The organism is Photobacterium sp. CCB-ST2H9, from assembly GCF_023151555.2.
GTDB lineage: Bacteria > Pseudomonadota > Gammaproteobacteria > Enterobacterales > Vibrionaceae > Photobacterium.
Genome location: NZ_CP100426.1, coordinates 1010657 through 1022951 on the forward strand (window position 1 = coordinate 1010657; position 12295 = coordinate 1022951).

Genomic DNA, 12295 nt, shown 5'->3' on the forward strand with positions numbered 1-12295 from the left:
CAGTTAGAACAAGAGCGCAAAACCCAGACGCTCCGACCTGTGGCTATGCTTCCTCGCCTCGTTTCTGACGTTGACGAATGGGGTGAGTTAGCTAACCAGATGCAAAGCATATTGAAAGACAATATCAAGATGGATACCTCACCTGATTATGGCGGTCTGCCAAAGCTTGAACTCGTGGCAAGTCGATAACTTTAGAAGCTTCTAAAGAAGCCGAATCCACTTGGTGTTTGAACATCAGGGGACGTTTTCTTGTTCAAGAGCCCCCAGCCACCGAAGCCATTAGCGTGGGCAGAACATCCGATATCCCAGCCTCTTGGTTGGCCTTCACATAGAGTAATCAAGGTATCGTCTTTAATGACATACCCGTCTATCGTTCTGTCAAGGAACATACCTCTAAGGATTTCAACTTTCGTGTCTGACAGGTTCATATCAAGGATTATGTCACCGAGCCCAGCTCGTACTTTGATATTTTCGCCTTCATAAACGTAATCCCAATTACCAGTGGCGACCATTAGTTCCCCTCTCACCAAAGCTAGAAGAATGTCACCTCGAACATTCGTCACCTGAAGGGAAACAGACAGCCAGCCTTCATCGCTGTGAATGGTGAAGTAACTTTTACCATTGATCCAGACAGGATGATGATCGCCGTTTCCATTTGGATACCAACCACTCACGACATTGTTGCCCAACAGAGTAAGCAGTTCTTGAGAGGGCTCAACTTGGAATCCCGAAGTATGGGGACGAGTGGAATTAAACGGCTGTTTCTTTGCCGCTTTGATGCGTTCTTTAGATAGCTTGTTGGTGGTTTTTGCCGAATGATGGTTGGGGCACAGCAGGACTAAATTGTCCGCAGTGTGCTCCTGAACGTCGGCATATTCCTCAATATGGTCATATTGAAAGAAAGGCATCCCACAAATGGCACAACCGAAGCAGCATTGCTGTCTGACTTCTCGTTTTATTGGTTCTGGTATAGCGGGTCTATCTTCAGCCATTTTGACTCCCTTTAGCTATCGGTTTTTTACTGTTCCATCATATCAGTGACTGAATATTGATCAACTTCTTGTATGCGCGTGTAAGCTGATGAGTCGCTTGGTAGGAATAATGAACAGACTGAGTTTTTCGACTTCATTTGCCATACTTCAGATAATGCAAAATACTCAGAGTGTTCTTTGGTACATAACTCATTTATGTCCAATGACGAGTTTGTATAGCTCATTGTACGATCTGTTAAAGTCTAAAGTGTCAGAATTCAAATGAGCCACCACTCATTGTATTTCTTCGTCCATATCAAACATTGTTTCACAACCCGCCTCAATTTATACTGTTTTTTTATACAGCACTCTGGGCAATTTTCCATGTCTATCCGAAACCTCAAAGATGGCTCCAAGAATCCGTGGATTTGCGAGTGCTACCCCAGTGGCCGCAATGGCAAGCGGGTGCGCAAACGCTTCAGCACCAAAGGCGAAGCCGTTGCCTTTGAACGCTTCATCATGCGGGAAGTAGACGATAAGCCCTGGCTTGGTGAAAAGCCGGATCACCGCCGCCTGGCTGACTTAATTGAGCTGTGGTTTCAGCTGCATGGTAAGAAGCTCAGTTCTGGCCACAGGGCACAAACACGTATGCTGGCAGTGTGTAATGACCTCAATAACCCGATAGCCAGCCACATCACGACAAAAGAACTGGCGCACTACTTTTCAAACCGCCCAAACCGGGGCCTGGGTCGGACCGGTAAAGAACTGGCAAACAACACCATTGTAAACGACATCGCCAACCTTCGGGGCATGTTCAACCAACTCACCAAACTGGACGAATGGGGTTTGCCTAACCCATTTGATGGACTCAGTTCTGTCAGAAGGTCTGAGACAGAATTGACCTTTCTTACAACAACTCAAATATTGCATTTGTTCGAAACCATCAAACAAAGTGACTGTTACAACGATCTGAAGCTGATATTTAAGATTTGCCTCGCAACCGGAGCCCGTATCAACGAAGCCGTTTTGTTAAAAGGCTCACACGTATTTGATTGCAAAATTACCTTTGTGAATACCAAAGGTAAGCGAAACCGTACTATCCCAATTGCTGAAACGCTCTACCAGGAACTCAAACCAGAACACAGCGGAAGACTGTTTTCCTGCACCTATTACACTGCTTATAAGTGGTTAAGTATAGCCCTGCCCGATTTACCCTATGGGCAAGGCACGCATGTTCTACGGCATACTTTTGCCACTGAGTTTATGCGTGCTGGAGGGAACATTTTGGATTTGCAGCATGCGCTGGGCCATAAAAACATCAAGCATACGATGATTTACGCCCATTTCTCACCCGATCATTTATCGTCTGTCGTCCGGTTAAATCCGCTCAACCGCATCGATATCTAGTGGCGACAAAATGGCGACAAAACTCAGGATTTTTCGGTTTTCATCGGTTTTCTTCAGATTCAGAGATTATCCTAATCCCTTGTTATACCTGTGATAGCAAGGGATTCCGGGCTTTCTCAGGCAGAGTAAATATTATAACCCTTCTCCTTAATCGACATCGCAAACTCAACCGCCTGCTGGGCACGCTCCTGGCCGACGATCTCGTCCAGCGGTTCTAAATGTTTGGTCGATGTACAGTCGGCATCCAGCCCGTTCAGGGTGCAGCTGCGGTACAGGGTATCGGATTTTAATACTTGAATGGTCATACCCTTCCCCTTCTTCTCTTCACTGATAATGGTTTCAGTGTAGTCAGCAAATAGTTACTTTTTAGTGACTTAGCTTGGTTTTAGGGCGTAAAACGTTTGATTGTCTGTTTTTTGTGCGATTTTGGATTCGGGGAAATGAAACCGGCTTGGATTTGGTTGGTTGATTTTAAATCGCCCAAAAGGTTTAAGCCGTAAGAAGACAGGCGAAGCACAGGCCATTTATTCCAGAACGACTGAATCGCTGCGGTCCTGATTCCCCCTCGCAACACACCGGGAAATAACGTTGAGTCGATCATTTCAGCCTCCGCATTGAAAGTCCGCTCTAAAAGAGATTTTTTTGTATTGGATACTGCTGATGGCGGTGAATGCCGCCATCAAATTCACTTAACGATGTAACCTTTACGTTTGCCATTCAATCAGCGGAAACTGCTTCAGAAAGTGGTTTGCTTCATCCACCCAGCAACGACCCGCCTCAACGGCACGTGTCGCATCATCCGTGGCATTGCCCGTTTGCTTGATAACCGGAACCTGCGCTTCAAGATAATCGCAATGCTCCTTGAGCCGATCCCGTAAATAACCAATCAGGCGAATCCCTTGCAACGGCGTGGTATTTGCCAGCGAAAGCACACACCAGCCGTTCATCAGACCAAAGTGATCGCCCCGCTGCACATAGGTGATTTTTGCATTCATTACCTGCCCGGTATCATCGCCGTTATCGTCAACCTCTCGCAGAATCAGGACATCACCAGCACGATAATCACGATCGTTCAAACGCACTTCATGGGTTTTACGTCCGGCTAAGACTTCTCTGAAATGAACAGGCTGTACTTTCACTTCATGGAGAGTGACTTGATTCACGATTGCACCCCCGCTGTCAGGTGCGCTTCAGCAATCAACTCAATCAGCTTATCTTCAATCGCCAGCAAATCCTGAATGTCATCATGTGCAAAATGAAATGAATCATCAAATAAACGAACTTCACTTTGCCAGTTTTCATAAGGGGTATTTTGCGGACACACGTAAATATACAGCCAGTCGGTATGGGGCGAATAGCTCACGTGAACATGCAGCAAGTGTTTACACTCGATTGCCATTTGCAGAATGCCTAAGGCCACATCATGAGCACTGCGATTTAGGATCGCCTCGGCCAGTTTCTCAGCGTCCATAGCCCCTGTTTCTGCCGGTTCTTCCTGAGAGCTGAAGGAAGTTGTCCCCTGAACCAGTACGTGCCGCACAATGGCTTCACAGCGGTTTAACAACATCAGATTTTCTTCCGAGTGCCGGTTCACTTCTTTGAGTAATTCAACGGCTTCTTTTTTTGCCTGCTGGGCTTGTTCCAGTATGGCTTGTGCATGACTCATGCTTTTCTCCTAACCAAAGTGACAAGAAAGTCCGCACCAGGCGGACACATTGCAACATCAATTCACGGGAAAACTTGAAGGGTTCATACAACAAAGAGGACCAGTCAGGTTCTCAGAACGGATGACGACGATCACCGCTGGCTGCCTTCTTCTGCCTCTTAACAGGTTCAGGCCCGTCACAATTTCAGACCTGTCGCAGCTTTAGACCGCTCAGCGACGATTCATCAAGATATTCAGCCACACGTAACTACAGGCCGCGAAGGTCCGGACGTATTCCAGCGGAATGCCTCTTTCACAGCGAAATACATTTTTACAGTGAAATACCTTTATTTTTCAGAACGGGCCCATGGAATCCCTTCTGAAAGTCCGGTAATGGGGACACTGTTCAAAATTTTATGCTGAATGATAACTGGTGGCTCGCCACAAAATCATGGAAATTTGTCATCGTACAGATCTGCGAGATGCAGGGGTGTATTAAAGGAAAACATGGTGCTATCCTCCTGAGTTGGTTTGCTTTTTTATCGGGTTTCTTTTGCTTTGGTCGGCAAGATACCCAAGGACAGAACGATGATAGATCGCCAAAACAACAACCTCAATGAAAATTTGGCGATCAATATCAAAAATAACATCATTGGCGATATGGTAAAGGGAAAGATTCTGCCTTTTGACTACTTAAAAGGTCATGCGTTTACTGAGATGCTCAAGAAAGTGACCGGGTGTAAAACATTCCTGGAGTTGTCACAGATATTTGACGTCAAGAAACCAACATTCAGCACTTGGAATTTACATAACCGGACCTCTCATGAGCTGATGGTGCGTTTACATCTTTCAAAAGGCATTCCCATGCGCACACTAGCGCTCGGTGAGGGGCTGGATAGTGAACAATTCATCAACAATAATTTCGTTGGTGAACAAATCCCGTCTTTTGACTATCTGGTTGGTCAGCAATTTACGGAACTGGTCAGAAGTGCTGTGGGGTGCAGAACATTTCTGGAACTGGCTGATATTCTGGATGCCCCGAAATCAACCTTCAGTGCCTGGAACCAGCACAACCGTAACTCGCACGAGCTGATTGTCCGGTTGCATTTAGCCAAAGGCATTTCTGTTCGTTTGCTGGCTCTAGGAGATATGAGCCATATCACAGAATCAGCGTTCTACCCTTCCCTGCGTGTCAATACAGAAAACCTGCAGGTACAGGAATCCGCATCAACGTTCGGCAATCATCCTCTTGCCACGGTTGTACTGAAGAGCTATTGCCTGACTAACGGACAGCTGATTGATACCGGAGACATCCCCTATCCACTTCGACGGATGAACAGCTTCAACCTGAAGGCTGAACACACCATTGAAGTGGAAACGAATGAAGCGATCTACCTGGTAGATAAGTCTTCAACTGATGCTGTATCAGGTGTGTACCTAATCGATGTGGATGGCCTGCTGTCATTCAATCGTATTCAGCGTTTCCCAGGAAAGAAACTGGCGATCGCCTTCGGCGAGAGCACGATTGAAGCAAAAGAAGAAGATATCAAGGTAATCGGCAGGGTTGCGGTTACTTCAAAGAAGGATTGATTTTGTGACTAGCTAGGGAAAGCTAATGAAAACTAGAATTCTTGCATCACTCGCCGTATCTATCGCACTTACTGCCTGCTCTGAAAACAAACCTGATTTTCAAGTAAACACCATTAAAGTCTCCGACTTTGCCTATGAGATAGGTGGTAAACCAGCGGTAAACATCAATCTCGCACAAGACGAAAAGAACTTTTGTGATGTAACTATATGGCGGGCAGATGTAAAACAAGGCTTCGACACCACACTCAAGCAAAAAAGCTCCGGTAACATCAGCTCAACTTGCATCATCAACGGCAAGACGTTCATGCAATCGTCAAAACATCCTACGATTGCAAGCCTAACAATTGATGAACTCGACGCACAAAATAACAAAGCAGTACTGCGTACTTCATTGAAGCTGGTTGACATCAAAACACTAGATGAATTCTTTGAAGTAAAAGATTTACGACTACCGATTGATGGTGAGCAGTTTGTGAATTTGGTTGAGTTACCAGAATAATTTAAAAGTGCTCTGCTTTGGCACGACCTCACAGATTGCTCCAACACACTAATGCCCCAAAGCTCGTTAGATTTGCAATCTCTACAACGTTCTAGTCACTTCGTTTGCCCATAATTTTGTTAATGGCCGCACATATATGAGATTGAACCATGTGTACGGTTATGTATGCAGCTATGCTGGATAGGCGAGGGCACGGAGCTTTGCGTACGTGATAGCGGTAGCGTACCTAAATTGGCTGCTGAGCTAAATAGCACGCTAATGCCCCAAAGCTTGCTAGCACTCGTTTAGTGAATCGAAAATTGACGAACTACTTGCCCTAACAGTTCTTATTTATTAACCCTGTTTTTAGCGCCTCATAATTAGTTTGCTCGTTTTTCAATCTGAAATTATCAAAACCACTTAACAATTAATCACATAAACTTACACAAAATTAGTTAATAAGTTTGGAAAACACGCATGCGCACTAATAAAATGTTACACCTCTTAATGAGATTGTATGGACACTAAGAAATTACGAATTAAGTACAATAATGACTGGCCAAAATCCTTCGACTTTCCAGTGGAGGAGACATTCCTGAATAGGCTTAGGTCTAAGGGGCTTCAACAGGCATTTGTCTCTTGTGATTTAGGCTATTCGGATAATTACCAATTTCAATTTTATCTAGGTTATCTAATTGATGCTCTTGATATGCTTCCTAAACGTCCTGATCTAGCATTTGATCATGTCTGGAAAGCATTAGACTCCGAATTTTTCCTTGTACAGCAAGAGATAGGAAACCAAAACTGTTCCCGATTTGACGGGTTCGTTGATCGTATCCTGAATGATGGAAAATCTTCAGCAGTATTTCTAAGTTATTTGCCTTTAATTCCATACCAGACATGTGAGTATGCTGCGAAAAGAGTTATCGAGGCATCTAACGAAGCTGATAACCATGCCAAAACATTATTCTCTAGGGCTAAGAGTTCGCTAGGGGCTAGTTTCGTCGAAAAATTTGTAACCAAGTATCCACCAGGAGCAAATGGCAAGCCTACACCAGCAGATCAAAGAAAGGCTGGCCGGCTATTCAGGTTAATTTTTAGCGGTAATGAAGTTGATCTTGCTGGCGATAAGTTTTTATTTTCAGATGAGGAACTATCAAAGTTTCTTATAAAAGTAATCTTGGCTAACTCTAGGAATGAGAGGTTTCATGGTGGAGTTTTTCCACCATTCAGAAGTAGTTCAGCAAAATTGGCCACATATGCCCATGCTTATTACTTGCTACACATCTCATATGGGCTGCTACTCGATGTGTTCCTATATCGGGATCACGGCGTCATTCAATCGAATGACGTGGTTTCGATTATGAACAATAACTTAACAATATTTAGCCTCCTTTTTGGTGAGCTGAGCTAGGTGTAACAAGCAAAACACTCGGACGTAGCAAAGCTGCGACGGTGTTTGAGGCGTTATGTGTTTGGTAACATTTGGTTTTAATTTGTGTATAAGGAATATAAATGAAAATTAATAATCTAGGATTATTTCGTGATGAATTTGGAAATACATACGAAATAATAGAAGAAGTTTCGCAGAAGACAAGTCGACCTCTTAATGGTATTCCAACTACCCATGATGGAGCAAAGGGATACAGAACAGCTTGTGGAATTCCTGTGAACGTCAAAAATGGTGTTTATTGCACTTGGGATAATGTTGTATTAATACCTGTTGAATAAAAACATAACAAGCCATTACAGTAACGAGACGTTAACCCTATTTATTAGAATTAGGAGTAAATTTTGGCTAGGAAATTAGTGATTTTTGGGAATGGGCTAGGAATGTCATTAGATCCTGCTCATTTTTCTTTAACCTCTGCGTTGGAAGATATCTGGGAACGTGAAGATTTCTTAACTTTAGAACAGCAGCAACTAATAGAGCGTTGCCTTGGACGTCCTGGAGCGCCTCAAGGTGAAGATGAACTAGATTTACTTCATCAAGCAATAACGCACTGTAAATCACTAAACTCAATCGGTGACGGTGATATTCACTGGCTTACGGAAGATGGTCAATCATTTCCAGAAATAACTGCTACTTATATCCATAAGGTAGCGACCAAACTTCATAACTATAACGGTACGTTGCCTCAAGCTTTTGAGGACGCATTGGTTGACTTTATTCGGGAAACCAAGTCTCACGTTGCAACATTGAATTATGACAAGCTTTTGTACAATTCGTTTATCGATAATGACTTAGTAGATGGCTATAAAGGTAGCCTTATCGATGGAATGCTTGGTCGTGGTTTTTCAGCAGATGCTTTAGAGCGGAAGTTCGATAATAATTTTGGTTATTACTTGCACCTCCACGGCTCACCTTTGTTTATGGAGAATGATGGTAATATTGTTAAATTATCGAGAAACAGTCTTCATTTAGGACGAGATATACCAAGCAAGGATATTGTGCTAACTCATGTAAAACATAAGCCTTCAGTTATCGCTGCGTCCGATGCCCTCTCTACATATTGGGATTATCTTCAATTTGCTTTATCCGAGGCAGAGGAAATCATTCTATTTGGATATTCAGGGTTTGATACACATTTAAATATGCTACTAAAACCTTACTTACAAAGTACTCCCTTACGAGTAGTTGAATGGTCAGGTGCTGGAGAGCAAGCCGACCGTGAAACTTATTGGAGTGGTTGTTTAGGCAAAGTTGTGGTGGTAGAGCGACTAGACAATATATCTGACTTTGTAGCTTGGCAGTAAGCATCGGGTTAACAAAGCATTTAAGAGTGATTCCCAGCGCTTGGCATTTTCAGTTCAAGGTTGGGTTCGTGTTTATGGTGGTATGGTTTAGTTTTGTGGTAGCGTTACTCACACTTTAATACGGTGTTAACTCATAGAAATTTTAATCTGAAACTGACGAGTTAGAGTTAAGAATTTAACTTGGAAATGTCCAAGGAAAAGTTTGTATGGCTCATTGTACGATCTGTTAAAGCCTGAAGTGTCAGAATTCAAATGAGCCACCACTCATTGTTTTCTTCGTTCATATCAAACATTGTTTCGCTGTCTGCCTCAATTAACACTGTTTTTATATACAGCATTTTGAGTGATTTTCCATGTCTATCCGAAACCTCAAAGATGGCGCTCGAAGAATCCATGGATTTGTGAGTGCTACCCGAACGGCCGCAACGGCAAGCGGGTTAGTAAACGCTTCAGTACCAAAGGCGAGGCCGCTGCCTATGAACGGTACATCATGCGGGAAGTGGACGATAAACCATGGCTGGGTGAAAAAACGGATCACCGCCGCCTGTTAGACTTAATAGAACTGTGGTTTCAGCTACACGGTAAGAAGCTCAGTTCTGGCCACAGAGCAAAAATACGTATGCTGGCGGTGTGTAACGACCTGAATAACCCGATTGCCAGCGACATCACCACCAAAGAACTGGCAAAACTGGACGAATGGAGCTTTCCAAATCCGTTTGAAGGGCTGAACTCAGTTCGGCGCTCTGAACCCGAACTCACCTTCCTGACCGAGGCACAGATACTTCACCTGTTTGAAACCATCAAACAAAGCAACTGTGATGAAGAACTGAGGAAGATATTCTAGATTTGCCTAGCCACCGGTGCCCGAATCAACGAATCTGTGTTGCTGAAAGGTACGCACGAATTCGACTGCAAGATCACCTTTGTGAACACCAAAAGGAAGCGCAACCGTACTCTCCCTATTTCTGATTGCCACCACACAAAAAACCGGGCCATCACAGCCCGGGTTCTGTCGTACTTCAGGACATAAACTTCGCGAGCACTTCCGCTTCCGTCAGATTCTCGGTGTCGTTGCTGAAGGCATAGTAGGCGGGTTTCTTGTCGATGAAGATTTGCTGATCCATCTCCAGTTCTTTTTCCTGATCCAGCAAGCCAGCCGGAACCATGTACTGGCCGGTTGGCTTCAGGAAATAGAACAGGTGTGTGCCGCACTGTTTGCAGAAGCCGCGTTCGGCCCATTCAGATGACGCAAAACGGGTGATATTTTCTTCACCGGTAAAAGTCACTTCGGTGCCCGCAGCTACAGAAAGGTACGGGCCACCGCCCCACTTTCTGCACATGTTACAGTGACAGGCTTCTGCATGTTTGGCGCCGCTGGTTGAGTTCAGCCCGACCTTGCCACACAAACAATGCCCATGAATATGGTGAAATGTTGTCGTTTCAGACATGATGATCTCCTGATTGAAATGCCTCAGATAGCATAATGGATTTACTGTGATAATTCCCAGTACTGATTCACACCACATTCAGAAACAAACGCCGGATCATGGCTGACCAGAATATAGCTGCCCTGATGCTGACTCAGCGCCTGTGCCATCAGCGATTTTCCTTCCAAATCCAGATGATTATCCGGCTCATCCAGCAGTAAGACCCCTTCCTGATACTGATGGCTCACCACCAGCATCGCCAGCCGCATCCGTTCGCCGCCGCTCAGGGTCGAGACTTGCTGCGCAACCCGATCGCGCCGGAAACCAATACAGGCAGCCAGGGTTCTCAACTCGCTGGCCGGATACGCCGGACACAACCGCAGCAGGTTCTCCAGAATGCTGTCGGACAAGTTCAGCAGGGAAAAGTGCTGGTCGAGATAACAAACCGAGCCGTGTCTTTGTACCTGACCGCTTTTTGCCGGTAACTCACCAAGCAGGGTTTTCAGCAGGGTCGATTTCCCAATCCCGTTATTTCCTTGCAGGTGAATTTTATCGCCGTACCACACACTGCGGCTGACTGTCGGCATCTTCCCCCGCACCAGACCCAGTTCAGTGATCGTCAGTAAACGCGCACTTTGCTTTCTGACCGTTTCAGTACTGAAGCTGAGCGGTTTGGCTGGATCGACTTTCGCCTGAAGCGTTTTGAGCTTTTCTCTGGCCTGGGTCAGTTGCTGATCCTGCTGCTGTTTCCTTGAAGATACGGCGCTTTCGGCACTGTTTTTCTGAAAGTCCAGCAGAAGTTTCGACTGACTGCCGCTACGTCTGTCCCGATTGCCGGAGGCCGCCCGTTTTTGCGCTTTCTCTTCATTGCGCTGATGCTGCCGGGTCAGGCTGGCAATCTGCTGCTTCGCCTTCGCCAGCCCGTTGGTCAGCGCCTGTGCCTCCTGCTGTTTTTGCAGGCGGTAATCAACAATATCCCGTCCGTAACACGTCAGCCCGGTATGACTGAGTTCATAAATACAGTCGGCCAGTGTCAGTAATTGCTGATCATGGCTGATCAGGAAGATCCCGCCGGAATAACCCGCGATCTGTTCGGCCAGCCAGGTTCTGCCCGCCTGATCCAGATGGTTGGATGGTTCGTCCAGAATCAGCAGTCCGGCTTCGCTTTGAAAACAAAGCCATAAACGCAGACGTGTCAGCTCGCCGCCGCTGAGGTGCGCACAATGTTGCCAGGGATCATCGGGGAGTCCCAGCGCTTGCAGTTGCCGTGAAAGCTGAACCGGTAAATCCCACTGGTCGTCCACGGCCTCAAAATCAGCCGGGTCGCAACTGCCCGCTTCGATGCGCGACAGCGCCTGTAAACAGGCATCCACGCCCAGCGCTTCTGCGACTGTGCCAAGTGCCGATAAATCTGCCGTCTCTGTGAGCTGCGGCAGTGCGACAATATTGCCTTCTGCCGTGACTTTTCCTTCATCAGGCTGACGCCAGCCGCTCAGCACCGCCGCCAGCACCGATTTACCGCTGCCGTTTTTCCCGACGAGCGCCGTGACTTCACGCTGCAGTGTGATTGAAAGATCAGAAAATAATGGCTCGCCTTGCGGGAGCAAAACCGTGAGTGATTGTGCGTGCAGTAATGTCATATCGACCTCCTGTGCAAAAGCAGGGCGCGGCATGACCGTCAGAAAATGTATTGCAGTTGTGTCTGTTCAAAGCTTTCTTGAAATCGCAGGCAATCAAATGAAGCGATTGATAAAAAAGCAATTTGCACTTGAAGCGATGCGTATATAAAACAATGCGCAGCCATTGAAAAATGGCACAGACAAAGACGGTTAACGCCCACTAACCCTGCGGATCCAAAAAATAAGTTCAAAGGATGTCAGGGGGTTAGTGATTCATCGTGGCGTTAACTCCGGAAGAAATGATGCGCGCATTAAACCATCGGATGCATAAAATCGCAAGCCGCGCGAATTCGACTTCATGTCAAGACCACAGTTTCTGTGCAACAGCCCGATCTGGTTCA

General features: G+C 45.7%; 12 protein-coding genes and 1 pseudogene. 7 read left to right on the forward strand and 6 right to left on the reverse strand.

Annotation, left to right across the window (positions count from 1 at the left end; translation table 11 throughout):
* Positions 1-191: 191 nt before the first annotated feature.
* Positions 192-992, reverse strand: a complete 801-nt coding sequence (locus L4174_RS21290; protein ID WP_248141829.1) for an HNH endonuclease signature motif containing protein — start codon at positions 990-992, stop codon at positions 192-194.
* 363 nt (positions 993-1355) lie between these two features.
* Here L4174_RS21290 and L4174_RS21295 point away from each other — a divergent pair, with 363 nt between their 5' ends.
* Positions 1356-2378, forward strand: coding sequence for a tyrosine-type recombinase/integrase (locus L4174_RS21295; RefSeq protein ID WP_248143273.1), 1023 nt, complete (start codon positions 1356-1358; stop codon positions 2376-2378).
* Between the two features lie 122 nt (positions 2379-2500).
* Here the strand turns inward: L4174_RS21295 and L4174_RS21300 are convergent.
* From L4174_RS21300 to L4174_RS21310, 3 genes and pseudogenes are all read right to left on the reverse strand, one after another.
* Positions 2501-2683: pseudogene (locus tag L4174_RS21300) on the reverse strand (hypothetical protein); the annotation flags it as partial.
* A 399-nt stretch (positions 2684-3082) separates the two neighbouring features.
* Positions 3083-3541: a DUF3850 domain-containing protein gene (locus L4174_RS21305; protein WP_248141826.1), complete on the reverse strand. Its 459-nt coding sequence runs from the start codon at positions 3539-3541 to the stop codon at positions 3083-3085.
* A complete protein-coding gene (locus tag L4174_RS21310; RefSeq protein ID WP_248141825.1) occupies positions 3538-4044 on the reverse strand; it encodes a hypothetical protein in 507 nt (168 codons plus the stop codon). Before L4174_RS21310 ends, L4174_RS21305 begins: the two co-directional genes overlap by 4 nt.
* A 510-nt stretch (positions 4045-4554) precedes the next feature.
* Here L4174_RS21310 and L4174_RS21320 point away from each other — a divergent pair.
* The 6 genes from L4174_RS21320 (at position 4555) to L4174_RS21350 (ending at position 9692) form a co-directional block, all read left to right on the forward strand.
* Complete coding sequence (locus L4174_RS21320; RefSeq protein WP_371929419.1) at positions 4555-5613, forward strand: helix-turn-helix domain-containing protein; 1059 nt, start codon at positions 4555-4557, stop codon at positions 5611-5613.
* A gap of 25 nt (positions 5614-5638) precedes the next feature.
* Positions 5639-6112 carry a hypothetical protein gene (locus L4174_RS21325; RefSeq protein ID WP_248141824.1) on the forward strand — a complete coding sequence of 158 codons (474 nt, stop codon included), beginning with the start codon at positions 5639-5641 and terminating at the stop codon, positions 6110-6112.
* 496 nt (positions 6113-6608) lie between these two features.
* Positions 6609-7505, forward strand: a complete 897-nt coding sequence (locus L4174_RS21330) for a hypothetical protein (RefSeq protein ID WP_248141823.1) — start codon at positions 6609-6611, stop codon at positions 7503-7505.
* A 101-nt stretch (positions 7506-7606) separates the two neighbouring features.
* On the forward strand, positions 7607-7822 hold the full coding sequence (locus tag L4174_RS21335) for a hypothetical protein (RefSeq protein ID WP_248141821.1): 216 nt from the start codon (positions 7607-7609) through the stop codon (positions 7820-7822).
* Between the two features lie 63 nt (positions 7823-7885).
* A complete protein-coding gene (locus tag L4174_RS21340) occupies positions 7886-8848 on the forward strand; it encodes a hypothetical protein (protein WP_248141818.1) in 963 nt (320 codons plus the stop codon).
* A gap of 343 nt (positions 8849-9191) precedes the next feature.
* The gene (locus L4174_RS21350) at positions 9192-9692 is read left to right on the forward strand and encodes a hypothetical protein (RefSeq protein WP_248141817.1); all 501 of its coding nucleotides are present in this window, start codon (positions 9192-9194) and stop codon (positions 9690-9692) included.
* 175 nt (positions 9693-9867) lie between these two features.
* Here L4174_RS21350 and L4174_RS21355 read toward each other — a convergent pair whose 3' ends face one another.
* Together L4174_RS21355 and L4174_RS21360 are read right to left on the reverse strand one after the other, a co-directional pair.
* The gene (locus L4174_RS21355; protein ID WP_248141816.1) at positions 9868-10296 is read right to left on the reverse strand and encodes a GFA family protein; all 429 of its coding nucleotides are present in this window, start codon (positions 10294-10296) and stop codon (positions 9868-9870) included.
* Between the two features lie 41 nt (positions 10297-10337).
* A complete protein-coding gene (locus L4174_RS21360; protein ID WP_248141811.1) occupies positions 10338-11915 on the reverse strand; it encodes an ATP-binding cassette domain-containing protein in 1578 nt (525 codons plus the stop codon).
* Between the last annotated feature and the right edge of the window lie 380 nt (positions 11916-12295).

Excerpts from the sequence above, each read along its gene's own strand:
- L4174_RS21290 (WP_248141829.1), bottom strand. The coding sequence starts at position 992 with ATGGCTGAAGATAGACCCGCTATACCAGAACCAATAAAACGAGAAGTC.
- L4174_RS21295 (WP_248143273.1), top strand. The coding sequence starts at position 1,356 with ATGTCTATCCGAAACCTCAAAGATGGCTCCAAGAATCCGTGGATTTGC.
- L4174_RS21310 (WP_248141825.1), bottom strand. The coding sequence starts at position 4,044 with ATGAGTCATGCACAAGCCATACTGGAACAAGCCCAGCAGGCAAAAAAA.
- L4174_RS21325 (WP_248141824.1), top strand. The coding sequence starts at position 5,639 with ATGAAAACTAGAATTCTTGCATCACTCGCCGTATCTATCGCACTTACT.
- L4174_RS21330 (WP_248141823.1), top strand. The coding sequence starts at position 6,609 with ATGGACACTAAGAAATTACGAATTAAGTACAATAATGACTGGCCAAAA.
- L4174_RS21335 (WP_248141821.1), top strand. The coding sequence starts at position 7,607 with ATGAAAATTAATAATCTAGGATTATTTCGTGATGAATTTGGAAATACA.
- L4174_RS21355 (WP_248141816.1), bottom strand. The coding sequence starts at position 10,296 with ATGTCTGAAACGACAACATTTCACCATATTCATGGGCATTGTTTGTGT.
- L4174_RS21360 (WP_248141811.1), bottom strand. The coding sequence starts at position 11,915 with ATGACATTACTGCACGCACAATCACTCACGGTTTTGCTCCCGCAAGGC.